This window comes from Promicromonospora sp. NPDC023805 (genome assembly GCF_040639635.1).
In the GTDB taxonomy this organism is placed as follows: domain Bacteria; phylum Actinomycetota; class Actinomycetes; order Actinomycetales; family Cellulomonadaceae; genus Promicromonospora.
Map to the genome: position 1 here is coordinate 132,844 of NZ_JBFAAH010000005.1, position 24,858 is coordinate 157,701.

Consider the following 24,858-nt stretch of genomic DNA (forward strand, 5'->3'; position numbering starts at 1 on the left):
CGTGATCGCCCTGCTCCTGACCCTTGTCATGCTGGTCGGCCTCTCGCTGGCGGGCATGCTCTCGGCCGGTGAGGCCGCCCTCCTGCGGGTCACCCGCGCCTCCCTCACGGAGGCGCTCGCGGAGGCGGAGCTGGGGCGGTCACCCGATCCGGAGCGCGCCTCGCGCATCCGGCGGGCCCAGGCGCTCGTCGTCGACCCGACGGCGATCGTCGCCTCCTTCGCGCTCGTGCGCGTGATGTCGGAGGTGGTCGCCATCGCGGCCGGGACGCTGCTGGTGCAGCAGACCATGCCCGGCGAGGGCGTTCCCGACGAGCTGCCCGTGATGCTCGTCGCGCTGGTCGTCGGAGTCGTCATCGGCGTGATCTTCGTGCGGGTCTCGCCGCGTGCGCTCGGCTTCCGCAACCCGGTGGCGGTGCTGCTCGCGCTCGTGGGTCCGCTGACCGGGGTGTCGCGCGCCGTCGCCTGGCTCACCAGGTTCTCGGTGCCGCGCTACGACCCGTCGCCGCCCACGGAGGCCGAGCTGCGTGACATCGCCGACCGGGTGGGCGAGAGCCTCTCGGAGAGCAGCGCGTTCGAGGAGTCCGACCGGGAGCTCATCCGCTCGGTGATCGAGCTGGGCGGCACCATCACCCGCGAGGTCATGGTGCCCCGCACCGACATGGTGACCGTCACCGCCGACACCTCGCTCGACCGGGTGCTCCGGCTGTTCCTGCGGTCCGGTTTCTCGCGCGTGCCGGTGGTCGGCGAGTCGGTGGACGACGTCGTCGGCGTCGCCTACCTGAAGGACGTCGTGGCCGCGCTGCACTGGCCGGTGGACGACGGCGGGCGGGGCGGGCGCGCGCCCTCGCAGCGCCCGGCTGCCGACGTCGCGCGCGACGCCGTCTTCGTGCCCGAGTCCAAGCCGATCGACGACCTGCTGCGCGAGATGCAGGCCTCGGCCAGCCATATGGCGCTCGTCGTGGACGAGTACGGCGGCGTGGCCGGGCTGGTGACCATCGAGGACCTCCTCGAGGAGGTTGTGGGCGAACTCACTGACGAGCACGACACGGTGCCCGTCCAGGAGGTCGAGGACCTCGGCGACGGCGTGCTCCGCGTGCCCGCCCGGCTGCCCGTCGACGAGCTCGGCGACCTCTTCGACCTGCGGCTGGACGACGACGATGTGGACACCGCCGGAGGCCTGCTCGCCAAGGTGCTGGGCAAGGTGCCGCTCGCGGGCTCGTCCGTCGAGGTGGGCGGCGTGCACCTGGAGGCGGAGCGTGTGGAGGGCCGCCGCAAGCAGATCTCGACGATACTCGTACATCGTACGGAGCCGGCCGCCGAGCCGGACGACAGCAACGGTGGTCCCGATCAGCACGACCACCGTGATCAGAAGCGTGACCAGAAGGAAGTGACCTCGTGAGCGACCAGCCCGCAGTGCATCAGACCGCCGAACACCGGAGCGGCTTCGCCTGCCTGGTGGGCCGCCCCAATGCCGGAAAGTCCACCCTGACGAACGCGCTGGTGGGGCAGAAGGTCGCCATCATGTCGGCTCGGCCGCAGACCACGCGCCACACGATCCGCGGCGTCGTGCACCGTCCGGACGCCCAGCTCGTGCTGGTGGACACGCCGGGCCTGCACCGGCCGCGGACCCTGCTGGGAGAGCGGCTCAACGACCTGGTGCGGGACACGCTGTCCGAGGTGGACGTCATAGCGTTCTGCATGCCCGCCGACCAGAAGGTCGGCCCCGGTGACCGCTACATCGCCGCGCAGCTGGCCGAGCTGATGACCGGACGCCGGCGGGTGCCCGTCGTCGCCGTCGTGACGAAGGCGGACCTCGTCCCGCGCGAGACGCTCATGCAGCACCTCATCTCCGTGGACCAGCTCGCCAGGGCCGTGGACCGCGAGTGGGCCGACATCGTGCCCGTCTCCGCGAAGGACGGGTACCAGGTCGAGGAGCTGGAGGCAGTGCTCATCTCGCACCTGCCCGAGGGGCCCGATCTGTACCCGGACGGCGAGCTGACGGACGAGCCGGAGTCCGTCATGGTCGCCGAGCTCGTGCGCGAGGCGGCCCTGGAGGGCGTGCGCGACGAGCTGCCGCACTCCCTCGCGGTGGTCGTGGACGAGATGGTTCCGCGCGAGGGGACGGGCGACCCCGAGAAGGGCAGGCCGCCGCTCCTCGACGTGCGGGTCAACCTGTTCGTGGAGCGCGACTCCCAGAAGGCGATCATCATCGGGCGCGGCGGGTCCCGGCTGCGGGCCGTTGGCACCGAGGCGCGCCAGGGCATCGAGAAGCTGCTCGGCCAGCGGATCTATCTCGACCTGCACGTCAAGGTCGCGAAGGACTGGCAGCGCGACCCGAAGCAGCTCCGCAAGCTGGGCTTCTAGCTCGTGACGTGGTTCGTCGGGGCGGCCCAGTCGATGCGGTAGTCGGTGATCCAGTCGCGTGTGGTCCGGGCTGCGGCCCGGCCCACGAGCGGCAGGATCACGCGGTCGCGCAGCACCCTGGTCAGTGGGTTCGGGATCTTCTGGTTCGACGTGCGCTTCGCCTGGGCGATCAGCTTCTCCACCCGGGTCCGCCGGAACGCCTCGAAGGCGGTGAACGCGGCCGCTGGATCGCCGTGGTCGCGCAGGAACCGCGCCAGCAGCACCCCGTCCTCGATCGCGAGCGAGGCGCCCTGCCCCGAGGTCGGTGAGATGGCGTGGGCCGCGTCCCCGATCAACCCGATCGGGCCGCGGTGCCACACGGGCACTGTCGGCAGGTCGAGCGTGTTCCAGGGCGCGATGATCGACGGCGTCGCTGCGATCAGGTCCAGCGCGGGACCGTCGTCGTCGGCGAAGAGGCTGATCAGCTCGGCCCGCCAGCGGTCAGGGGTCCATGCGGCGAGCTCGTCGTCGGTCGCCGCCCGTGCCTGCGGGACGTTGGCGAACCACCAGACGTCGCCCGGCGCCCTGTTCGCGTAGGCGAAGAAGGCGCGCCTGCCGAACGTCATCGTGAACGTGCCCTCGGGTGCGTCCACGGAGACACCAGAGGCGTAGCCGCCGGTGTTCAGCAGGCCGGTGTAGCGCGGCGGCGGGCAGGCCGGGTCGAGGATCGCCCGCACGCGGGAGTGCAGGCCGTCGGCGCCGATGAGCAGGTCGCCCTCGGCGGTGGTGCCGTCCGCGAACGAGGCCACCACACCGCCGTCGGGCCGCGTCGTGGCGTCGACGAGGCGTTTGCCGTACTCGACGGGGATGCCGCGGCGCGCCGCCTCGTCGCGGAGCCGGACGTAGAGGTCGGAGCGGCGGACTGTCTGGCTGACCGTGCCCGCGGCGTCGTCCCGGCCCATCGGGAGGTGGGCCAGGGGCCTGCCGGACGCCGACCGCAGCGCGAGGGTGTGCGTGTCGAACCCGCCGAGGTCGTGCTGGTCGATGCCCAGCACCTGGAGGGCGGCCAGGCCGTTCGGGGCGAGGTTGAGGTAGGCGCCGACGCCGTCCGCGGTGCGCTGGTACGCCTCGTGGACCTCTGCGTCGATGCCCGCCTTCTGCAGGGCAATGGCGGTCACGGGTCCGGTGATGCCCGCTCCGATGATGATCGCTCTCATGTCGTAACCATAAGATGGGTAACCATAAAATGGCAAGGTGTTGGAGAGAAAGCCCCTGCGAGGGCGACCTAGGCTGGGCCCGTGACCCAGGACTCCCGGCCGCGCTCGCCGCTCGCGATGGTGCTGCTGGCGCTGCTCGCCGAGGAGCCCATGCACGCCTACCGCATGCAGCGGCTGATCAAGAGCCGGCGCAAGGACGACGTCGTCAACGTGGCGCGCAGCAACAGCGTCTACCAGTCGATCGAGCGCCTGCTCCGCGACGGCCTGATCGAGGTCCACGAGAAGCTGGCGGCCGAGACCGGCCCTGCCCGCATCGTCTACGCCCTCACCAGCGACGGCCGGGACGCACTCGGCCGCTGGATGGACGCCGCCCTCGCCATGCCCGCGCGCGAGTTCCCCGAGTTCCGGGCGGTGCTGGCCGTGCTCGCGATCACGGGGCCGGACCTCGTGCGGACCCGGCTCGAGGAGCGGGTGCGGGCGCTGGAGGCGGTGCTGGCCGAGGCCGAACGAGAGGCCGCTGCCGCGCAGGAATGGGGCCTGGCCAGGGTGCTCATGCTGGAGCACGAGCACCTCGTGGCGGTCACGCGAGCCGAGCTGGACTGGGTGCGCCAGGTGGTCGCCGACCTCCGGTCGGGGGCACTGACCTGGGACACGGAGGAGATGCTGGCGACCCGCCCGCCCGAATGACTCGCCGCGCTCGGCTCGCCTGTCGCGCCCGCTAGCGAGAGGGCCCGGGCCTGCGGGCGTAGCATCCGATGGTGTTCTTTCGGACGGTCGCCACATCCGCCGCAATCCTTGTCGCCCTGGCGCTGACCGGCGCCGTCGCCGGTCCCGTCTGGGAGCCCGCGCCCGTGACGTCACACCTGCACCTCGGGTCCGCGTCGACGGCGATCGGTGGTGCTCTGCCCGGTGGCGGTGAGCCCGGTGGCGGTGAGCCCGGCGGCGGCGAGCCCGGCGACCACGAGGTGCGCGAGTCCGAGGTGACCATCCCGCTCGCCGACGGGCTGGAGGTGGGCGGGCTGCTCCGCGAGCCGGTCGACGCAGGCTCCGGCTCCGACCGCCCGGGCATCGTGTTCGTGCACGGCGCGGGCACCGGCAAGGCCGTCGATGCGTTCACCCTTGCCGCCACGGCGCTGGCGAGCGCGGGAATCACCACGCTCGTGCCGGACAAGCGGCTGGACAACTACTCCACGCGGCACCGGGACTACGAGGCCATGGCGCGCGACTACGCCCACTCGGTGAGCTACCTGCGCGACGTCCCCGGCGTGGACCCGGACGAGGTAGGGCTGTACGCGGAGTCGGAGGGCGCATGGGTGTCTCCGGTGATGATGGTGGACGACCCGCGGCTCGCGTTCCAGATCCTGGTCTCCGCGCCGGTGGTCCCGCCCCGGCAGCAGGCCGCCTACGCCGTCGACAACTACCTGCGGAACACCGACGTGCCGGCGGGGGTCTTCCGCGCCATCCCGCGTGCGGTGGGGATGAAGCTGCCCGGCGGCGGGTTCGAGTACGCCGACTTCGAGGTGCGGCCCTGGCTCGAGCAGCAGGACGACCCGATCCTCGCCGTGTACGGCACGAACGACGCGTCGATGCCGCTCGAACAGGGCACGCGGGAGCTCCTGGACACCACCGACGACGTGACCGTCCGGTTCTACGACCACGCGAACCACGGCATCAACGTCGAGACGCCCGAAGGGCTGGTGCTGCACCCCGACTTCGCGACCGACGTCGCCGACTGGGTGCTCGGCCTCCCCGCGACGGCGTCCGCCCCGCCCCAGCTCGCCGGCGCCCAGCCCCGGCAGGTCTACCTCGCCGGACCGGTGCCGCAGCCGCAGTGGTACGGCGACGGCGACTGGCTGGTCGGTGTGGTGATCACCGCGGCCGGGCTGCTGCTGGTGGGCCCGCTGCTGGTCGGCGGTACGGCGCTGGCGGGCCGCCTCGCCCGACGTCGTTCCGGTCGCCCGGGCACGCGCCTCGCCCAGGGCCTGCGCGCGCCCCTGGCGGGTCTGGCGATCGGCGCCGTGGTGACCACCGTCGGGCTCGCCGTGTACCTGGCGGCGGTCGCGCGCCTCGCCCTGGACTACGAGAAGAACGCGCTGGTGGTGCAGGGCGGCTGGATCGGCGTCCGACTGCTCGGCATCGCGACGGTGGTTGCGGCGGCGCTGCTGCTCAACCGGCTCCGCGATCTGCGGAGGTCGCTCGTCGAGCCTGCCGAGACCCCGCGGACCGACACGTCACGGGCCGGCGCCGCGGGCGTCGTCGTCCGGACGGGTTTCTGGGCGACGGTGCTCGGCGCGACGGCGCTGCTCGTCACCCTGGCGTACTGGGGCGCCTACCAGCTGGGCATCTGACCCGACCCGCCAGGGTGCTATCTCGGGGTCAGCAGGGCCGGGGTCCGGGAGGCGCGGGGTTCCGGCAGGGGTACTACGTCGTCGGGCACCGTGTCCGGGAGGCGCAGGTGCCGCACCTGGTCCACGTGCGTGGTCGTCGCCAGCGCGGCGCTGTGGTTCGCCGGCGCGGGCACGTGCGTCAGGTACGGGCGGGGGTAGGGGAGCCGGACCGACGGGTCCCGCCCCAGGAGCGTCGGCCGCGGGCCGGTGACGTCGAGATCGCGCAGCGGGATCGTCAGCCCGTGCCCGGTCAGCTTGGCGGTCGCCTCCTTACGGGTCCAGTACGCGAGCAGCGCGTCCGCCCGGTCGCGGGCCGGCAGACGCCGCCAAGCACGCCGCTCGGCGGGCGTGAGCGCGGCGGCCGCCAGGTCCTCCAGGTCGGCGTCCGCCGGGCGCGCGTCGAGGTCCGCACCGACCCGGCCCTCACCCACCACCGCGACCAGCACCCAGGCCCGCGTGTGCGACACCGAGTAGTCGAGGGCCGCGCCCGGCACCTGCGGCCGCCCGTGCTGCGGGTCGCCGCAGTGCTCGCACGACCGGTCCACGACTATCTCGTCGGGGAACACGCCGAGATAGCGCGACAGGATCAGCCGCTGCGCGGCACGCGACGTCAGATGGACGGCGGTGGCAACGGAGTCCAGACCCACGAGGTGCTCGCGATCCGGTACGGTCAGCAGGCGCGTCCAGGCTTTCCGACGTCGGACCGGAACGAGCCAGACGTCGCAGGTGCGGGGTGCCGGTGCGGCAGCTAGGTCCACTGCGTTCTCCTGTGACCTCGGCGAGCTGTCGGCTGCGGCCGACGGCGGTGTTCCACCCACGTCGAATGTGATGGACGTGCGCAGAAATGCAGGTGTGACCGGACTCGCCGTGGTTCGGCCTGACAGGCTCCGTCCCCAGCGGGTAGTAACGTCGGGGACCCAACGCCACCAGCCACACTTCCCCAGTCTCGACCAGCGGCGTTATCGAGGAGTGAACGGATGATGGACCAGCACGCTTCCGAGCGTGACGAGAGAGATTCGGCAGACGGCGCGCAGGACGCGAACGGCGCGCCGACCGAACATCTCGGCCACGAGCACGTCGCAACGATCTCGGCAGAGGCCGAGTCCGGGCACACACCCGACGGCACCGACGACGCCAGACCCTTCGCGAACATCGCGGTGGCCGACTACGTGCGGGACGCCATCGCCGCACTCGCCCTGCTCGTGTCGCTCGCGCTGCCGTGGAACCTGGCCGACCGGGGAGCCGACCGCGTAGAGGTCGTCCTGGCCGTCGCGCTGTCCCTCGCCTCGCTGACCCTGCCCTACCTCGCGCGCTTCGGCGTGCTGCCGGCCACGTGGACCGTGCACTCCACACGTCGCGCACGCCTGCTCGCCGGGCTGCCGATCGCCGTGATCGGCCTGCTGCACCTCATCTTCGACGTCCGCAGCGGTGCGGGCGTCGGCACCGGCCTGGGCCTCGCGCTGGCGGGTGCGGCGCTCGCCGCCACCCCGCGCGACAGCGAGCTCGGACCCGTCGACGAGGACGGCGCCGTCGTGCGCGGCTGGCGCCTCGGCCTCGCCGGCGTCGGCATCCTGATCGCGGTGGGCGCCATCACCTCGACGCTGCTCGCGGAGTTCGCCGAGGACGCGACGCTCGGCGACCGCCTGCTCGCGCCCGTGTGGCTCGCGCTGGTCGTCGGCCTGGCGTGGCTCCTGGTGGGCGGCACCGTCCGGCACGACCGTCCCTCGCGGCTCGTGCTGATCGCCGCGGGCATCGTGCTGGCGCTGCTCTTCATCTTCACCTCCGGCGACTCGCTGACCGGCCTCGAGTCCATGCGCCCCGGCGTCACGGACCCGAGCCGGTTCGGCCTGGTGCTCCTGCCGCTCGCCGCTGCCGTCGCCGGTGCGCCAGCGGTGCGCCGCGACCCCGCGGCCGAGGACGACGTCAGCACCGAGCAGGCCGCCGGCGTGTGGGTGCGGGTCGCCATGCGTGCGTTCGACGTCATCGTGCTGCTCGCGGCGTGCAGCGCGCTGGCCGCGCTCGTGCAGCTCATCGACCCCGGCTTCATCGGGTCCGGCGCCGGCGTGACGCTGGTGGTGCGGCTCGTGCTCGGCGTCGTCGTCGCCGGTCTCGCCTGGTTCGCGCGGCGCTCGCTGCAGCGCGACCCCACCACGGGGCACGTGCCCGCCGTCGGTGCCGCGTGCGTGGCCGGCGTGCTGGGGCTCGTCGTCGTCATCGCGACGTCCGGCGCGAGCCTCGGCGTGAACCTCGGCGACCTGCTGATGGCCCTCGGCCTGCCGGTCGTCGCGGCGTCCGCGCTGATGATCCCCAAGGCGGTGCGTGACCACTTCCAGACGGTCGGCATCGGTGGGGACACCGACGTCGACCGCAGCCAGGCCTACCTGTGGGCGCCGCCCCGCCCCAAGGGCGACAAGGCGCCGCCCGTCTCGCTCCCGGAGCAGCCCGTCCGGTCGGCGCCCGAGCTGCGCCGGCCCGCCGAGCCGCGCCGGGTCACCTCGACGGGCGCGGTGCGCACCGTCGCGGGTGCCGCAGCGGTCCAGCACGGGGTGATCCCCGTGCAGTCCGCGAAGCCGGAGTCGAGCGAGGTCCCGATCAGCGCGATGCGCACCGTCGAGGAGATGCGGGCAGCGGGCGCGCCCGCGGGTTCGTCGACGAGCGAGACGGCGACCATGCCGCCGGTCCGGTCCGGCGCGACGCCGGTGGCGTCCGCCCAGCCGGTATCCGCCGCGCAGCCGGTGGCGCCCGTCCAGCGGGTGGCCTCCGCCCAGCCGACGGCGCGTATCCGGCCCGTGACCGGTCAGCAGGCAGCCCAGGCCGACGCCGGCGCGGCTGCCGGTGGCGACGGTCAGGAGCAGGTCACGCGCCGCGTCGTCGTCGGCCAGGAGCAGAGCCAGCGCCCCGCGCCCGTGGACTACGGGTCCGAGTCGGGTCACACGGCAGTGCTGCCCCCCGTGGGCGGCAGGTGGACGCCCGCAGTGGCGCTCGACCCGGCCACCCCGCTGGCGGACCTGGCGAAGATCGTGCAGGAGGCGCCGCACCTGCGTCCGCAGGTCGCCGCCAACCCGTCCACCTACCCCGCGCTGCTGGACTGGCTGGGCGCCCTCGGCGACCCGCAGGTCGACGCGGCGCTGCGCAGCCGCCGCTGAGCTCCCGACGTGTCAGACGCACAGGTCACTCCGGTGACCTGTGCGTCTGACACGTCCGGATCGTGGGCGCGATTGGCGGTCCGGGTCACGGCCGGGGGTACAGTGACGGCATGCGCATGACGGTGATCCTTCTCCTTCCCTGCCGCGACGAGGCCTAGACAGGTCGGTCCCTCGTCGCGGAGGCTTGGTGTGCCGGCCAACCTCACCGAGCGAAGGACACATGATGGAGAACAGCATCACCGCCACCACCCCCGGCGGAGTTCACGACACAGGACTGCATGGCGCAGGAGCGCATGGCGCAGCGGGCGGAATCATCGAAGACAACCCGCAGCAGACCTCTGGCATGCCGACCCAGAAGTACCTCCCCTTCCACGAGCAGATCACCGTGGACATCCCCGACCGCACCTGGCCCACCAAGCGGATCGAGAAGGCTCCGCGCTGGTGCGCGGTCGACCTGCGTGACGGCAACCAGGCCCTCATCGAGCCGATGAACCCGGAGCGCAAGCTCCGCATGTTCGAGCTGCTGGTCTCCATGGGCTACAAGGAGATCGAGGTCGGGTTCCCCTCCGCGAGCCAGACCGACTACGACTTCGTCCGCAAGCTGATCGACGAGAACCGGATCCCCGACGACGTCGTGATCCAGGTTCTGACGCAGGCACGTGCCCACCTGATCGAGCGCACGTACGAGGCGATCACCGGCGCGAAGCAGGCGATCGTGCACCTGTACAACTCGACGTCCGTGCTGCAGCGTGAGGTCGTGTTCCGGTCCGACCAGGACGGCATCGTGAGCATCGCGCTGGACGGCGCCAAGCTGTGCCGCAAGCTCGAGGAGACCGTCCCGGACACGCGGATCTACTACGAGTACTCGCCCGAGTCGTACACGGGCACTGAGCTCGAGTTCGCCGTGCGCATCTGCAACGAGGTCATCGAGGTCTTCGAGCCGACGCCGGAGCGCAAGGTCATCATCAACCTGCCCGCGACCGTCGAGATGGCCACGCCCAACGTCTACGCCGACTCGATCGAGTGGATGAGCAGGCACCTCAACCACCGCGAGAACGTCATCCTGTCGCTGCACCCGCACAACGACCGCGGCACCGCCGTCGCCGCGGCCGAGCTGGGCTACCTGGCCGGTGCCGACCGCATCGAGGGCTGCCTGTTCGGCAACGGCGAGCGCACCGGCAACGTCGACCTGGTGACCCTGGGCCTGAACCTGTTCTCCCAGGGCATCGACCCGCAGATCGACTTCCACGACATCGACGAGATCCGTCGGACCGTGGAGCACTGCAACCAGATGCCCGTCCACGAGCGGCACCCGTACGTGGGCGACCTGGTGTTCACGGCGTTCTCCGGCTCGCACCAGGACGCCATCAAGAAGGGTTTCGAGCACATGGCCGGCCGCGCGGAGGCCGCAGGGGTTACCGTCGACGAGCTGCACTGGGGCGTGCCGTACCTGCCGATCGACCCGCGCGACGTCGGCCGCTCGTACGAGGCAGTGATCCGGGTCAACTCGCAGTCCGGCAAGGGTGGTGTGTCCTACCTGCTCAAGAGCGAGCACAAGCTGGACCTGCCCCGGCGTCTGCAGATCGAGTTCTCCCACGCGGTGCAGAAGGTGACCGACGCCCAGGGCACCGAGGTGACCGGCGCGGACATCTGGCGCATCTTCACGGACGAGTACCTGCCGATCGAGGAGAACGCGCAGTCCGGCCTGGAGCACTGGGGCCGGCTCGAGCTGCGCGGCACACGTGCCGTGTCGGTGGAGGGCGAGCAGGACACGCTCGAGGTCGACGTGCTGGACCGCGGGCAGGAGCTGACCCTGACCGGCACCGGCAACGGGCCCATCGACGCCTTCGTGAACGCGATCGCGCAGGTCGGCGTCAAGGTACGGGTGCTGGACTACGTCGAGCACGCGCTGTCCGAGGGCGGCGACGCCAGCGCTGCCGCCTACGTCGAGTGTGCGGTGGGCGACGACGTCCTGTGGGGCGTCGGGATCGACCCGTCGATCACGCTCTCGTCGCTGAAGGCGATCGTCTCGGCGGTCAACCGAGCGGAACGCACCGCCTGACCCCTCGTTGAGTGCTGGGTATCTGTGGTAACTCCGGTCCAGGAAGCGCAAATGCCCAGCACTCAGCTGAGCTTGGCGTGGGTGGCCTCGGCGCTGAACTTGGTCAGTTGCACGCGGTTTGAAATGAGTTCGGTCGATTGCTCTGAGATCGGTCCATTAAATGACCGATCTCAGAGCAACCGACCGAACTCGAACTGCGGCGGAGGCAACCGACCGATCTCACGAACCCAGTGCTCCTCCGACCCCCGAGGCCCGCACCGCTCCGGTGACCGCCCCCACGAGCGCGAACAGAGTTCCGTTCAAGAGGATCCAGACGACCACGACCCCCGGGGCCAGGCCCGGTGTACCCCCAGGTAGCCTCCGGGCATGGACTGGCCGGTCACCATCAACTTTCATCCGGATCGGCTCGTCGCCGACGGGAGCGAGACCCTGATCGAGCGCCTCGCGCACGACCGTGTGTGGCGCTCCCAGTTCGAGACGGGCACCAGCAACGGCGGGCTAACAGCGCACCCGGGCGGGGACCGGTGGCGCTGGGAGCGGCGTATGTTCGACGGCCGGTACGACGACGGCCCGCCGCGCGACCGCCCGCGCTACGGGGCGCTGAACCACCGGGGCCGCGCCGCGGGCGGCGCCGTCCGGTTCGGCTCTGCCCACCTGCGGCTCCATCCGCACGTGCTGGCCCGCACCACCTTCTGCTACCCGGACTCCGTCATGGAGCCCGAGCACTTCGCCGCCGTCGACCCGGAGCCGCTGGTCGCGCTGGCCGACGCCGACACGGCGGCCGGTGCCTGCGACCTCCTCGACGACTACGTCGAGGCCCAGGTGCACGGCACGATAGCCCTGCCCGACGACGTCGCCGCGCTCGTGCTGGACCCCTGCTACCGCGATACGCCCGTGGCCGATGCCGCCCGCGGGCTCGGCGTCGGCGTCGAGTGGCACCACGGATTCCGCCTCCGCGTGGAGGAGCTGGCGAAGCGACCGGAGTTCCGCGGACCGGCGGTCGTGGAGGTGGCGCGGGCGGTCGCCGCGCGCCACGCGAGCGACGGGTGGCTGGACCCCCGGGGGATCGGGGAGGCGGTGCTCGCCGGCGAGCACGACCCGCAGGACCTGAAGAAGGTCTGGCACCACGTGGCGCGTTGGGGGAACTACAGGGTGCGGTAGTGCTCGGACATCGCCGGGTAGTAGTCCGCGAAGTCGATGGCGGCAGGGTCGCCGCCCGTCTCGACGGCGACGAGCCGGTCGAGGTAGTACTCCCACCCGGGGCCCACGTTCTCGGCCATCGCGGGGTCGTCCATCGACTGCGCGAACGTGAGCGTGGTGACGCCGTCCGCCTCGACCAGGTCGAGCTTCAGGTGCCAGGTCGCGGGTGCGTCCTCGCCGTACGTCCCCTGCGAGGTGAGCTCGAGCTGATGAGGAGCCTTGCACGTGTCGATCGTGTACTCCTCGGGTTCGACGTCGTCGCCCTCGTAGAGCATCTCGACAGCCACTTTTCCCGTCGCCGGATCGCCGGTCCAGCGGCCGATCCAGCGGGCCAGGCGGTCCGGTTCGGTGACCGCCGCCCACACGTCCTCGATCGGGGCGCGGAACGTGCGGGTGAGCACTATGTAGGGCCCGTCCGGGCGTTGCTCCGTGCGGCCGGTGGCGGTGATGTCGGTGCTCATGCTGTCTCCTCGTCGACGTGCTCGGTCTTGGTGTGCTCGGTCTTCACGTGCTCGGTGTTGATACGAGCTGCGCCCGGCATTGCCCGGCGGTCCCGGCCGACGCGCCGCACCTCGAGCTCCAGGCCGTCGAACGCCTGCTCGGCGATCGGCGGGGCAGGGGCCGGCTGTGCGGGCGCGAGCTCGGCGAGGAGTGCGGTCACGGGTGCGAGCCCTGCCCGGTCCAGCCGGTAGTGCCGCTCCCGGCCGACGTCGTCGGCGGTCACGAGCCCCGCCGAGCCCAGGGCCCGCAGGTGCTTGCTGATGGCCGGGCGGCTGATCGGATGGCCCGACGCCATGTCCACCACCCTCGCCGGCCCGGCCGCGAGCTGGCGCAGCAGCTCGCGACGGACGGGGTCCGAGAGGGCGGCAAAGGCATCCATGGTCCTATTGGTAACTCTACGGTTACCAATCTGTCAAGAGCGGGCGGCTGCCAACGGGTGATCCCGGCGGGTCTGCTCGCGGTCGGGCGTGGGTCGGACGACGAGCACCCCCGCGAGGCTGATCGCGAACCCCGCCACCGTGAGCAGCGACAGCCGCTCGCCGAACATGGCCCAGGCCCATGCCGCGGAGACCGCCGGGGTGAGATACAGCCATGTGCTTACCGCGACCGGCCCGCGCGTGCGCTGCACGTACAGGTACATGCCGTAGCCGCCGAAGAACGCCAGGCCCACCAGCCAGGCGACCGCCAGCCAGAACGACGGGTCCGCCGGCGGCGCCGTCTGACCGCTCGCGAACGCCACCACCGCGAAGAACGCGAGCGCCACGACTCCCTGGACGGTAAGGGAGTCCAGCACGTCGTGCTTCTCGTCGGGCGCCGGCCACAGGTCGCCGAGCACCGCTGCGGCCGAGAGCGAGAGCATGCCCGCCAGCGCCCAGAGGGCCCCTTCCGTGCCTGTCCCGGCGACGGCGTCGGGCCCGACGGCGAGCGCGACTCCCGCGAAGCCGATCGCGAGGCCGACCGTCTGGCGGCGTCCGCCTCCCTTGCCGAACCTGGACAGGACGACGGCGACCAGGGCGGGCTGCAGCGAGGCGAGCAGGGCTGCCGTTCCGGCCGGCAGCCCCGCCTCGACCGCGCGGAACACGCCGTAGAGGTAGCCGGCCTGGCCGAGGGCGCCGAGAACCGCCTCGCGCCGTAGGTAGCGGAGCCCGTAGCGGCGGCGGAGCGCCAGCACCACGATGAGCATCAGGGGCGCTGCGACGACGTAGCGCCACAGGAGCGTGGTCGTGACCGGAGCGACCGGCGCCGCGAAGGTGGCGCCGACGAAGCCGGAGCTCCACAGCACGACGAGCAGGGCGGGGGCGAGGTGTCCCAGGAGACTCTTTCGCATGATCCCCAGGTTAACCATACAGGTCGGTATACTCGCAGTGGACCCAGACCGCAGCCCGGACGGAGCGACCCGTATGCCCCGACGCAGCCCCAACCCGCACACGCCGGCCGGCGAGAAGATCCTCACCACGGCGGCCGATCTCTTCTACCACCGGGGGATCCGCAGCGTCGGCGTCGACCTGATCGCGGACCAGGCAGGGGTCACCAAGAAGACGCTCTACGACCGGTTCGGTTCCAAGGACGCACTGGTGGCCGCCTATCTGACGCGCCGGCACGAGCGCTGGGTGACGTGGTTCGGCGAGCGGCTCGCGGCGCGTGGTGCGGCTGGGCCCGCACGGGGCGTCGACCGGGTGGTGGCCGCGCTGGAGCTCGCGGAGGAGTGGGCGCGGGAGAACGAGCGAGGGTGCGCCTTCGTCAACGCCCACGGCGAGATCGGCGGGTCCGACCACCCCGGCAACGCGGTGATCCTCGCGGACAAGCTGTACATGCTCGGCGTGTTCACCGACCTGCTGAGCGACGCCGGACATCCCGACGCGGAGGAGGTCGGCGCGCAGGTCCACCTGCTCTACGAGGGTGCGATGGTCGCGTACACGACGCGGGCGCAGCCGAACGCCTTCGCCGCCGCCCGAGCGGCGGCGCGGGGGCTGCTCGCGCCCGCCGGCTGAAGCTGGTGGATACAGTCACCCCGTGCACCAGCAGACCATCCTCCAGCCCGGCAGCCACGTCCCTGACGGGGCCACCTATCTGCCCACCTCTGTCGAGACCGCCTACTGGGGCCGACTGCCCTGCGCGGCGGACCGCGCGGTGCTGTCGGTGGACCCCGGGCAGGAGGTGGTCGTCGACACCCTTTCCCACGAGGGCATCCTCGAGGACCAGGGCGGCGACCCGCTCGCGTACTTCGCGGAGCGTGGAGTCGCCGAGAATGCGGTCCTGGCCGACGCCGTCGAGCTGGCGGGCGCCCGCCGTTCCCTCCTGGGCGACCGGGTGCCCGGGCTGCCGGGTGTGGCCGGCGCGCACGGTGGTCACGTCGTGACCGGGCCGATCGAGGTCCGCGGCGCCCGGCCCGGCGATCTGCTCGCGATCCGCGTGCTGGCGACCGAACCTCGCGTCCCGTACGGCGTGATCTCGAACCGGCACGGTCGCGGGGCCCTGCCGGACGAGTACCCGGCCGGAGGCGTGGAGAGCGTCAGCGTCTTCGCCGAGGTGGACTCCTGGTCCGACGGCGCGGGGCGCGGGAGTCTGCCGCTGTTCGAGGGGTCGGACCGGACTGTGGGCTTCGACCTGCACCCGTTCCTCGGCATCATGGGCGTCGCCGCCGCGGGGGACGAACGGCCGCACTCGGTGCCGCCCGGCCCGTTCGGCGGCAACATCGACATCAACCTCCTGGGCGCCGGGTCCACGCTCTATCTGCCGGTCCAGGCGGCCGGGGCGCTCGCCTACGTGGGCGACCCGCACTTCGCGCAGGGGGACGGCGAGGTGGCGCTCACCGCCTTCGAGGCATCGCTGCGGGTGCGGCTGAGCTTCGACCTGATCCCGGCGTCGGACGCCGTCGCGACGTTCGGGAAGCTGGCCGGGCCGCTCGCCGAGACCGCCGAGTTCCTGGTCCCGACCGGCCTGGACCGCGACCTCGACGTCGCCGTGCAGAACTGCGTACGGGCCGCGATCGCGCTGCTGGAGGTCCGGTACGGGATGTCGCCGGCGCACGCCTACGCGTACCTCTCGGCGGCGACGGACTTCGACATCTCGCAGGTCGTCGACGTCGTCAAGGGCGTGCACGCGAAGATCCGCAAGGCGGACTTCGGCGGGCACGAGCGATAGCCGGCGCCCCGGGGCTGGTGGAGGTCCGCTTCCGGCAAGGTCCGGAAGCGGACCTCCACCACTGTTCTGTCTCGTCGTGGTTCCGGCTTGCAGCCGTTCGGCAGGTTCTCGCTCGGAGACTTTCGGCTGGCAGCATGTGCGCATGGCTCTCGATCCCAGTGTGTGGCGCGTCCGGACCGAGCCCGGCCCGCTGACTGCGCCGACCGGCTCCGGCGTGCTCGACGGCGAGACCGTCGCCGTCAAGGACCTGTTCGCCGTCGCGGGCGAGCGGATCGGCGCGGGGAACCCGGCCTGGCTCGCGGCGGCACCCGTCGCGGAGGAGCACGCCGTCGCGGTCGCGCGGCTGCTGGACGCCGGAGCCGCGCTCGCCGGGATCGCGCAGACCGAGGAGTTCGCCTACTCGCTGACCGGCGCGAACGCCCACTACGGCACCCCGCCCAACCCGCGGGTACCCGGGCGGATCAGCGGCGGTTCGACGTCGGGCCCGACGACGGCGGTCGCGGCCGGCGAGGCGAGCATCGCGCTCGGGACCGACACCGGCGGGTCCGTGCGGGTCCCGGCCGCTTACCAGGGGCTGTGGGGCATCCGTCCGACGCACGGCGCGGTGCCCGATCGCGGGCTGCTGCCGCTCGCGCCGTCGTTCGACACGGTCGGCTGGCTCACGCGCGACGCCGCCACGCTGGCCCGGGTGGGCGACGTGCTGCTCCCCGCCGACACGGTGGCGCTCCCGGATCAGGCCCCCCTCGTGCTGAGCGACGCCCTGCTCGCCCTGGCGGCGCCAGAGGTGCGAGACGCCGTCGGACAGCTCGCGCGGGCTGCCGGGGCGCGGCCCGTCGACTGGGCGCCCGAGCCTGCCTGGCTCGCCGCGTTCCAGACCCTCCAGGCGGCAGAGGCCTGGGCCGTCCACGGCGGCTGGCTCGAAGGCCGGATGGACACGCTCGGGCCGGCGGTGCGCGGGCGGTTCGAGCGGGCGCGCGCCATCGGTGCGGCGGACGCGGACGCGGCGCGGACCGCCGTCGGGCACGCGAGGGAGCAGATCCGGGAGCGGCTCGGGGAGCGGGTGCTCGTGCTGCCGTCGACGGCGACCGTGGCACCCCGCCCGGAGGAGGCAGAGGCCGCGCGCGAGGCGACGATGCTGCTGACCTGCATCGCGGGGATCGGCGGGCTACCCGCCGTCTCGGTGCCGGTCACCACGGCGGAGGGACTGCCGGGGGGCGCGTGCCTCGTCGGGCCGGCCGGTTCGGACCGGTCGCTGCTGGAGCTGGCGGGCCGGATCGGAGCCTGACGGCCGGCCGGATGTCACGGTACGGCGACATCGCAGCCATGTCGCCATACCGTGACATGGCTGCAACGATCGGCGGCAGCGCGCGACACCCGGTCGGGCGTGCGCCGGGAGGACCTCTCCGGCGCCCGTCCGACCGCTAGCCTGCGCGGATGACCCGTATCGCTGTCCTCTCCGACGTCCACGGCAACACCCCGGCGCTCGCGGCGGTCCTCGCCGCCATCGACGCCGCGCGGGTGGACCTGGTGCTTAACCTCGGCGACATCATCTCCGGCGCCGTCGACCCGCGCGGGACCCTGGACCTGCTCGCCACGCGGCCCGACATCGTGACCGTCCGCGGCAACCACGAACGCCAGGTGCTGACGCTGCCGTACGACGAGATGGGCACTGTCGACCGCATCGCCTCGGGCGTCCTGGCCGACGCCGACCGCGCGTGGCTCGGCTCGCTCCCGCTCACCGTCGAGCCGGTCCCAGGGGTGCTCGCCTTCCACGCGGTGCCGGACGACGACGCCACCTACCTCACCCAGACCGTCGTCGGGCCGACGGCGGAGCACCCGAGCGGTTGGCGCGAGGCGACCGACGACGAGCTGGTCGAACGACTCGGGGCCGCCTACGGCACGCACGGCCTCTACCTGTGCGGGCACACGCACCAGGCCCGGACGCGGCAGCTGCCGGACGGATCGCTGCTGGTCAACCCCGGAAGCGTGGGCTGGCCCGCCTACTCGGACGACGCCCCGCTCCCGCACCGGGTCGAGGTCGGCGCGCCCGAGGCCCGGTACGCGATCCTGTCCGACGCGGCGGACGGGTGGACGGCCCAGCTGCTCGCCGTCCCGTACGACCGCGAGGCCGCCGCGGCGTCGGCGGACGGGCTGGGGCAGCCGGACCTCGCCCACATGCTCCGGACGGGCGTGCTCGCCTGAACCAGAACTGGTGAAGTTTTACCCGGCTGAAACGCGCGTCTCACCGCGGGGGACAGTTTGAAACTAAGTTTGTCCTCGTGGACCTCACGACCTTCAATGCCCTGCCCGCCGCCGACGCCGCCGCGACGGTCCGCCCGTGCGTCGACATCGACTCCTGGGTCGACGACGTGGTGGCCGGCCGTCCCTACCGGTGCCGGAACTCGCTCCTGCTGCGCGCGATGCGGGCCGCCGCCGAGTGGACGGCCGCCGACGTCGACGCGGCGCTCGCGCATCATCCCCGCATCGGCGAACGCGCGTCGGGGGACAGCACCGAGGCGCGGCTGTCCCGCACCGAGCAGCCGACGGCGGCCGAGGCGACAGCCGCCCGGATCGCCGCCGGCAACGCCGCGTACGAGGCGAGGTTCGGCCGGATCTATCTGGTCCGGGCCGCCGGGCGCACGGCGGACGACATCCTCGCCAACCTGACCGAACGCCTCGGCAACGACCCGGCGTCCGAGGCCCTGGTGACCGCCGAGCAGCTCCGTCAGATCGCGCTGCTGCGCCTGGAGACGCTCGTCGAGGAACCGGCGGGGGAACCTGCGGAGGCGGCGTCGTGAGCACCGCTTCGACCCACGTGCTCGACGCCGCGCGCGGCCTCCCGGCCGGGGGGCTCGCGGTCACGCTCGGCAGCCGTCAGGCCGTGACCGACGACGACGGCCGGATCAGCTGGGGCGAGGTCACGCCCGGGCGACACGTCCTGACCTTCGCCGCAGGCGACTGGTTCGCGGCGCAGGACCGGGAGACGTTTTTCGGCCAGGTGGTGCTCGACGTCGTCCTCGGGCCGGACCACACGCACGTCGCCCTCCTGCTGAGCCCGTTCGCCTACACCACTTATCGGGGGAGCTGAATGTCGATAGTCCTGGGACCCAACCAGTACGGCAAGGCCGAGGTACGGCTCGTGCGGGTCGACCGTGACACGGCACGGCACCGCATCACCGACCTCAGCGTCACCTCGCAGCTCCGCGGCGACTTCCGCGCCACGCACGAGTCGGGGGACAACACCGGCGTCGTCGCGACGGACACGCAGAAGAACACCGTGTACGCCTTCGCGCGGGACGGCGTCGGCTCGCCGGAGACGTTCCTGCTGCGGCTCGCCCGCCACTTTCTCCAGGAGCCGCAGATCAGCGGCGGACGCTGGCTCGCGGAGCAGTACGGCTGGGAGCGCATAGTGGCGGGTCCGGGGGCTAGCGGCGGCGACGCCGGCCACGACCACGCGTTCGTGCGCGGCGGCGCCGAGCGGCGGACCGCGCTGGTCCACGCCGACTCCGCCGGCCTGACCGTGCTCGCGGGGCTGCGCGACGTCACGGTGCTGAAGTCGACGGGCTCGGAGTTCGCGGGGTTCCCGCGCGACCGGTACACGACGCTGCCCGAGACCGACGACCGGATCCTCGCGACCGACGTCAGCGCCTGGTGGCGGTACGAGCAGTCGTTCAGCGAGACGGCGGGTCCCGCCGAGTACGACGAGCGGTTCGCTGCGGTCCGCTCGATTCTGCTGGCGACCTTCGCCGAGCTGCACTCCCTCGCCCTGCAGCAGACCGTGTACGCGATGGGCAGGGCGGTGCTGGAGGCGTTCCCCGACATCGCCGAGATCCGGCTCTCGTGCCCGAACAACCACCACTTCCTCGTCGACCTGGAGCCGTTCGGCCTGGACAACCCCGGCGAGGTGTTCTTCGCCGCCGACCGGCCCTACGGGCTCATCGAGGTGGCCGTCCAGCGGTCCGAGGCCGACGACGCCCCGGCCGGCTCCGGCGCGCCGGCAGCCGAGCATCCCGTCTGGTCCACGATCGGAGGTTTTGTATGAGCGGCAGCCCGCAGGGCAGCAGGAGCCTGGTCGTCGCGTCCGAGCGGGTCCTGGTGGAGGACGAGCTCCGGCCCGCCGTCCTGCGGATCGAGGGCGACCGGATCGACCAGGTCTGGTGGGGCACGTCCGACCCGGCCGCCGTCCTCAAGCCGGCCGACGACCTGTTCGGTGAGGTGCTCGGCGCCGTCCCCGCACCCCCGCCGCAGCTCGTCGAGCTCGGCGACAAGGTGGTGCTGCCCGGCGTCGTCGACACGCACGTGCACGTCAACGAGCCCGGCCGCACCGCATGGGAGGGGTTCGCCTCGGCGACCCGGGCCGCGGCGCTCGGCGGGATCACGACGATCGTCGACATGCCGCTCAACTCGCTCCCGCCGACCACCACCGCGGCGGCCCTGGAGACGAAGCGTGCGGCGGCCGAGGCTGTCCGCGCCCGCGGTGAGCTGCACTGCGACGTCGGCTTCTGGGGCGGCGCCGTCCCCGGCAACGCCGACGACCTCGAGCCGCTCTGGGACGCGGGGGTCTTCGGCTTCAAGTGCTTCCTCGCCGACTCGGGAGTGCCCGAGTTCCCGCCGCTCGCACCCGACGAGCTCCTGGACGCGGCGGACCGGATCGCGCGGTTCGGCGGCCTGCTCATCGTGCACGCCGAGGATCCGGCGGCCCTCGCGGCCGCCCCGCACGGGGGCAGCCGCGCGTACGCGGACTTCCTGCTCTCCCGCCCGGACGAGGCCGAGACGACGGCGATCGCCGGGCTGCTCGACGCCGTCCGCGAGACGGGAACGCGCACCCACGTGCTGCACCTGTCGTCGGCGCGGGCGCTCGACCTGATCGCCGAGGCCAAGGACGAGGGCCTGCCGGTCACTGCCGAGACCTGCCACCACTACCTCGTGTTCGACGCCGAGCACATCCCCGACGGCGACGCGGCCTTCAAGTGCTGCCCGCCCATCCGCGACCGCGGCAACCAGGACGCGCTCTGGGACGGCCTGCGTGCAGGGATCCTCGACTGCGTGGTCAGCGACCACTCGCCGGCCACCGCCGAGGAGAAGTACCGGGGCGCGGCGCCCGGCGAGGTCGATCTGCAGCAGGCGTGGGGCGGCATCTCGGGCCTGCAGGCCGGGTTCCTCGCCCTGGCGGACGCCGCCCGACGCCGCGGTGTCTCCCTCGCCGACGTCTCCCGCTGGACCTCGGCCAACACCGCCGCGCTGGTGGGCCTGGACCGGGGCACGCGTCCGAAGGGCCTGATCGCGGAGGGTGCCGCCGCCGACCTGATCGTCTACACCCCGGACGCTACGACGACCTTCCGCGCAGCCGACCTGGCACACAAGAACAAGATCAGCGCGTACGACGGCCTGACCGTCACCGGCGCCGTCGCTGAGTGCGGGCTATTTGCGGGGTCGGAACGTTTCGACGCCGCAAATAGCCAGCACTCAACGGCGTCCGGGGTGCTTTTGAGGAGGCCCGCATGACCCAGATCCATCCGCCCGCCCGGCTGCTGATGGGACCTGGGCCCGTCGACGCCGACCCACGCGTGCTGCGCGCCATGGCCGCGCCGCTCGTGGGCCAGTTCGACCCGTTCATGACCGACACGATGACCGAGGCGATGGCGCTGTGGCGCACGGTCTGGGACACCGCCAACGAGCAGACCTTCCTCGTCGACGGCACCTCACGCGCCGGCATCGAGGCGGCGCTCGTGTCCCTGCTGGAGCCGGGGGACCGGGTGCTCGTCCCCGTGTTCGGCCGGTTTGGGTACCTGCTCGCGGAGATCTGCGCGCGGGCGGGCGTTGAGGTGCACACCATCGAGACCGAGTGGGGAACGGTCTTCGACCCGGGGCAGATCGAGGACGCCGTCCGCCGCGTCCGGCCACGCGTGCTCGCCGTCGTGCACGGGGACACCTCCACGACCATGGCCCAGCCGCTCGCCGAGCTGGGCCGGATCGCCCACGAGCACGACGCGCTGCTGTACGTGGACGCCACCGCCACGCTCGGCGGCAACCCGTTCCACACCGACGAGTGGGGCATCGACGCGGCGACCGCCGGACTGCAGAAGTGCCTGGGCGGGCCGTCGGGCAGCGCGCCCGTGACGCTCTCGCCCGCGGCGGCCGCGGCGATCGACCGGCGCAAGCACGTCGAGGCGGGCATCCGGACCTCGGACGACGTCGCCCCGCACGGCGCCCCGATCGTGTCCAACTACCTCGACCTCGCCCAGATCATGGAGTACTGGGGCCCGCGCCGCCTCAACCACCACACCGAGGCCACGTCGATGCTGTACGCGGCCCGCGAGTGCGCCCGGCTGCTCAAGGACGAGGGCATGGCAACAGCGGTGGGCCGGCACGCACGGCACGGCGGCGCGATGCTGGCCGGGGTGCTCGGCCTGGGCCTGGAGGTCTTCGGCGACGTCGGCCACAAGATGCACAACGTGGTCGCCGTGCGCATCCCCGACGTCGTGGACGGGGACGCCGTCCGCGGCGGGCTCCTCGACAACTTCGGTATCGAGATCGGCACGTCCTTCGGGCCGTTGCACGGCGTCGTCTGGCGTATCGGGACCATGGGCTTCAACGCCCGCCGCGACGCCGTCCTCACCACCCTCGCGGCCCTGGAGCACGAGCTGCGCCGCGCAGGCCTCGCGACCCCGCCGGGTGGCGGCGTCTCGGCAGCCCTGGCCTCGTACGAGACCGCCGATCAGCTGGAGGGGGAATCGTGAGCCCGATCGGATCTGCCGAGTGGGTCATGGAGCGGTGCGACGACCTGACGCGCCACTCGTCACGCCCCGACGCGCTCGAACGCGTCTACCTGTCGCCCGAGCACTCCGCCGCCAACATGGCGGTCCGGGCCTGGATGCTCGACGCGGGCCTCGACACCGAGACCGACGCCGCGGGCAACCTCTGGGGCCGCCGTGCCGCCGACGGTACGCGCCAGCGGCCGGGGACCGCCGGCGAGCCGGCGCTCGTGCTGGGGTCGCACCTCGACACGGTGCCCGACGCCGGACGGTACGACGGCATGCTCGGCGTCGTCCTCGCCATCGCCGTCGCGCACCGGCTGCGGGACGTCCCGCTCCCGTTCGCGCTGGAGGTCGTCGGGTTCTCCGACGAGGAGGGCACCCGGTTCGGCAAGGCGCTGCTGGGCAGCTGCGCGGCGTCGGGCCAGTGGGACCCGGCCTGGTGGGACCAGACGGACGCCGACGGCGTGACCCTGCGCGAGGCGTTCCTGCAGTTCGGGCTGGCCCCGGACCGCGTGGGCGACGCCGCCCGCCGCCCCGAGGACCTCGTCGGCTACCTGGAGGCGCACATCGAGCAGGGGCCGGTGCTGGAGTCGGCGAACCTGCCGCTCGGGTACGTCACGTCCATCGCGGGGGCACGGCGGTTCGTGCTCACGATCACCGGCGAGGCCAGGCACGCGGGCGGCACCCCCTTCAGCCGACGGCGGGACGCGCTGGTCGCCGCCGCGCACCTCGTCACCCGGATCGAGGAGCTGGCCAGGGCCACCGACTGCCTCGCCACCGTCGGCGACATCCGGGTAGAGCCCGGCGCCGTGAACGTGATCCCCGGCCTGGCGGAGCTCACGCTCGACCTGCGCGGCCGGACCGACAACGGGCGCGACGCGCTGTGGGAGCAGATCTCGGCGGTCGGCCACGACATCGCGCAGGAGCGGGGCGTGAAGCTCGAGGTGGTCGAGACCCACCGGGCGCCGTCGACCGCGTGCGCCGGACGGATGCAGGCCGCGGTGGCGACGGGGATCGCGGAGGCTACCCGTTCGACAGGCTCGACGGCGTCGGCCGAGGTGCTCGGGCTCTGGAGCCCCGCCGGACACGACGGCATGGCGATGGACGCGGTGACCGACGTCGGCATGCTGTTCCTGCGCTGCCGCGACGGGATCAGCCACCACCCGGACGAGCACGTGGAGGCCGAAGACGTCGCCATCGCGCTCGACGCGTTCACCGAGGCGGTGCTCGTGCTGGCTCGCGAGCAGGAGGAGGCGCGATGAAGGCGGGGACCACGCCGCTCGAGGAGCGGATAGCCGCCGGCTACCGCGACCTGTCGCCGCAGGAGCGGCGGGCCGCCGACGCCCTGCTGGACCACCTCGGCGACCTCGGGACGTACCGGGCGACGGAGCTCGCCGCGCTCGCCGGGGTCTCGAAGGCGACGATGAGCAGGCTGTTCCGCAAGCTCGGCTACGAGGACTTCGAGGGGCTGCGCGAACACCTCCGCGTCCAGCGCGGGCGCGGGCTGCCGATCGCGGTCGACCCGTCGCCCGGCCTGCGCGAGCGGCTGGAGCAGGAGGTCAAGAACCTCGAGAAGGTCTACTCGGCGCTCGACGACACGATGCTCGACGACGTCGCCGCCGCGCTCGCCACCGCGCGCGACGTGGTGGTCGTCGGACGCCGGGGATCCCTCGGGCCGGCCACCCAGCTGCGACGGAACCTGATCCAGGTGCGCGGTCGGGTGCACCTCGCGCCGGGACCCGGCCAGTCGCTCGCCGACGACCTCGTCGGGCTCGGGCCCGAGGACGTGGTGGTCGTGGTCTCGATCCGCCGGCACGCGTTCAAGGTCGCTGCGATGGTCGAGGCCCTGCTGGCCGACGGCGTCCGGGTGCTCCTGCTCGCTGACTCCAGTCTCCGGCACCTCGCGAGCGCCGTGACCTGGTGGATCGAGTGCCCGATCACCACGGAGGGGGCCTTCGACTCGATGGTGGCGCCCGTGAGCGTGGTGGCGGTCCTGTCGGACCGGGTGCACGGGGCGCTCGACGGCGCGGCCGACCGCGTCGAGGCGATAGACGCCAGGTACGCGCTGCTGCGCGAGATCGACGAGAGCTGACCGGCGAC

At 72.7% G+C, this 24,858-nt stretch carries 23 protein-coding genes; 18 read left to right on the top strand and 5 right to left on the bottom strand.

From position 1 onward, the window contains the following. Position 1 precedes the first annotated feature (1 nt). Both AB0F70_RS07910 and era read left to right on the top strand, forming a co-directional pair. On the top strand, positions 2–1,399 hold the full coding sequence (locus tag AB0F70_RS07910; RefSeq protein ID WP_357445768.1) for a hemolysin family protein: 1,398 nt from the start codon (positions 2–4) through the stop codon (positions 1,397–1,399). After that, entirely contained in the window at positions 1,396–2,364 is a 969-nt protein-coding gene (gene era, locus AB0F70_RS07915) for a GTPase Era (RefSeq protein WP_357445771.1), read from the top strand. The genes AB0F70_RS07910 and era overlap by 4 nt, the downstream gene beginning before the upstream one ends. Here the strand turns inward: era and AB0F70_RS07920 are convergent. Next, entirely contained in the window at positions 2,361–3,560 is a 1,200-nt protein-coding gene (locus AB0F70_RS07920) for an FAD-dependent monooxygenase (RefSeq protein WP_357445774.1), read from the bottom strand. The two genes, era and AB0F70_RS07920, sit on opposite strands and share 4 nt — an antisense overlap. 81 nt (positions 3,561–3,641) lie before the next feature. Here AB0F70_RS07920 and AB0F70_RS07925 point away from each other — a divergent pair, with 81 nt between their 5' ends. Then, a complete protein-coding gene (locus AB0F70_RS07925) occupies positions 3,642–4,247 on the top strand; it encodes a PadR family transcriptional regulator (RefSeq protein ID WP_357445777.1) in 606 nt (201 codons plus the stop codon). Between the two features lie 68 nt (positions 4,248–4,315). Next, the gene (locus AB0F70_RS07930) at positions 4,316–5,908 is read left to right on the top strand and encodes an alpha/beta hydrolase (RefSeq protein WP_357445780.1); all 1,593 of its coding nucleotides are present in this window, start codon (positions 4,316–4,318) and stop codon (positions 5,906–5,908) included. A gap of 17 nt (positions 5,909–5,925) precedes the next feature. Here AB0F70_RS07930 and AB0F70_RS07935 read toward each other — a convergent pair whose 3' ends face one another. Further along, positions 5,926–6,705: a 4'-phosphopantetheinyl transferase superfamily protein gene (locus AB0F70_RS07935; protein ID WP_357445783.1), complete on the bottom strand. Its 780-nt coding sequence runs from the start codon at positions 6,703–6,705 to the stop codon at positions 5,926–5,928. Between the two features lie 219 nt (positions 6,706–6,924). Between AB0F70_RS07935 and AB0F70_RS07940 the strand changes: the two genes are divergently transcribed. The 3 genes from AB0F70_RS07940 (at position 6,925) to AB0F70_RS07950 (ending at position 12,316) form a co-directional block, all read left to right on the top strand. Continuing rightward, a complete protein-coding gene (locus tag AB0F70_RS07940; protein ID WP_357445785.1) occupies positions 6,925–9,093 on the top strand; it encodes a hypothetical protein in 2,169 nt (722 codons plus the stop codon). Positions 9,094–9,436: 343 nt separating this feature from the next. Next, complete coding sequence (gene leuA / locus AB0F70_RS07945; protein WP_357445788.1) at positions 9,437–11,155, top strand: 2-isopropylmalate synthase; 1,719 nt, start codon at positions 9,437–9,439, stop codon at positions 11,153–11,155. A gap of 366 nt (positions 11,156–11,521) precedes the next feature. Beyond that, positions 11,522–12,316, top strand: coding sequence for a DUF3626 domain-containing protein (locus AB0F70_RS07950; protein ID WP_357445791.1), 795 nt, complete (start codon positions 11,522–11,524; stop codon positions 12,314–12,316). Here the strand turns inward: AB0F70_RS07950 and AB0F70_RS07955 are convergent. The 3 genes from AB0F70_RS07955 to AB0F70_RS07965 are packed head-to-tail and all read right to left on the bottom strand — an operon-like array spanning position 12,301 to position 14,183. Beyond that, positions 12,301–12,816, bottom strand: a complete 516-nt coding sequence (locus AB0F70_RS07955) for an SRPBCC family protein (protein WP_357445794.1) — start codon at positions 12,814–12,816, stop codon at positions 12,301–12,303. The genes AB0F70_RS07950 and AB0F70_RS07955 overlap by 16 nt on opposite strands. Continuing rightward, entirely contained in the window at positions 12,813–13,235 is a 423-nt protein-coding gene (locus AB0F70_RS07960; RefSeq protein WP_357445797.1) for a metalloregulator ArsR/SmtB family transcription factor, read from the bottom strand. The genes AB0F70_RS07955 and AB0F70_RS07960 overlap by 4 nt, the downstream gene beginning before the upstream one ends. A 33-nt stretch (positions 13,236–13,268) precedes the next feature. After that, positions 13,269–14,183: a DMT family transporter gene (locus AB0F70_RS07965; protein WP_357445800.1), complete on the bottom strand. Its 915-nt coding sequence runs from the start codon at positions 14,181–14,183 to the stop codon at positions 13,269–13,271. A gap of 73 nt (positions 14,184–14,256) precedes the next feature. Here AB0F70_RS07965 and AB0F70_RS07970 point away from each other — a divergent pair, with 73 nt between their 5' ends. The 11 genes from AB0F70_RS07970 to AB0F70_RS08020 all read left to right on the top strand — a co-directional run bounded on the left by AB0F70_RS07970 (position 14,257) and on the right by AB0F70_RS08020 (position 24,850). Then, positions 14,257–14,847 (top strand): helix-turn-helix domain-containing protein, encoded by a 591-nt coding sequence (locus AB0F70_RS07970; protein ID WP_357445803.1) that lies wholly within the window; start codon positions 14,257–14,259, stop codon positions 14,845–14,847. A 22-nt stretch (positions 14,848–14,869) separates the two neighbouring features. Then, positions 14,870–16,000, top strand: a complete 1,131-nt coding sequence (locus tag AB0F70_RS07975; RefSeq protein WP_357445806.1) for an acetamidase/formamidase family protein — start codon at positions 14,870–14,872, stop codon at positions 15,998–16,000. 142 nt (positions 16,001–16,142) lie between these two features. Further along, positions 16,143–17,285: an amidase gene (locus AB0F70_RS07980; protein WP_357445809.1), complete on the top strand. Its 1,143-nt coding sequence runs from the start codon at positions 16,143–16,145 to the stop codon at positions 17,283–17,285. Positions 17,286–17,434: 149 nt separating this feature from the next. Beyond that, complete coding sequence (locus AB0F70_RS07985; protein ID WP_357445812.1) at positions 17,435–18,202, top strand: metallophosphoesterase family protein; 768 nt, start codon at positions 17,435–17,437, stop codon at positions 18,200–18,202. A gap of 77 nt (positions 18,203–18,279) precedes the next feature. Beyond that, positions 18,280–18,798 carry a 2-oxo-4-hydroxy-4-carboxy-5-ureidoimidazoline decarboxylase gene (gene uraD, locus AB0F70_RS07990; protein ID WP_357445815.1) on the top strand — a complete coding sequence of 173 codons (519 nt, stop codon included), beginning with the start codon at positions 18,280–18,282 and terminating at the stop codon, positions 18,796–18,798. Beyond that, complete coding sequence (locus AB0F70_RS07995; RefSeq protein ID WP_357445818.1) at positions 18,795–19,088, top strand: hydroxyisourate hydrolase; 294 nt, start codon at positions 18,795–18,797, stop codon at positions 19,086–19,088. The genes uraD and AB0F70_RS07995 overlap by 4 nt, the downstream gene beginning before the upstream one ends. Beyond that, positions 19,089–20,042, top strand: coding sequence for a factor-independent urate hydroxylase (gene pucL / locus AB0F70_RS08000; RefSeq protein WP_357445820.1), 954 nt, complete (start codon positions 19,089–19,091; stop codon positions 20,040–20,042). Continuing rightward, positions 20,039–21,505: an allantoinase AllB gene (gene allB, locus AB0F70_RS08005; RefSeq protein ID WP_357445823.1), complete on the top strand. Its 1,467-nt coding sequence runs from the start codon at positions 20,039–20,041 to the stop codon at positions 21,503–21,505. Before pucL ends, allB begins: the two co-directional genes overlap by 4 nt. After that, positions 21,502–22,740 carry an alanine--glyoxylate aminotransferase family protein gene (locus AB0F70_RS08010; RefSeq protein ID WP_357445826.1) on the top strand — a complete coding sequence of 413 codons (1,239 nt, stop codon included), beginning with the start codon at positions 21,502–21,504 and terminating at the stop codon, positions 22,738–22,740. The genes allB and AB0F70_RS08010 overlap by 4 nt, the downstream gene beginning before the upstream one ends. Further along, positions 22,737–24,020, top strand: a complete 1,284-nt coding sequence (locus tag AB0F70_RS08015) for an allantoate amidohydrolase (protein WP_357445829.1) — start codon at positions 22,737–22,739, stop codon at positions 24,018–24,020. Before AB0F70_RS08010 ends, AB0F70_RS08015 begins: the two co-directional genes overlap by 4 nt. Continuing rightward, positions 24,017–24,850, top strand: coding sequence for a MurR/RpiR family transcriptional regulator (locus AB0F70_RS08020; RefSeq protein ID WP_357445833.1), 834 nt, complete (start codon positions 24,017–24,019; stop codon positions 24,848–24,850). The genes AB0F70_RS08015 and AB0F70_RS08020 overlap by 4 nt, the downstream gene beginning before the upstream one ends. Positions 24,851–24,858: the final 8 nt, after the last annotated feature.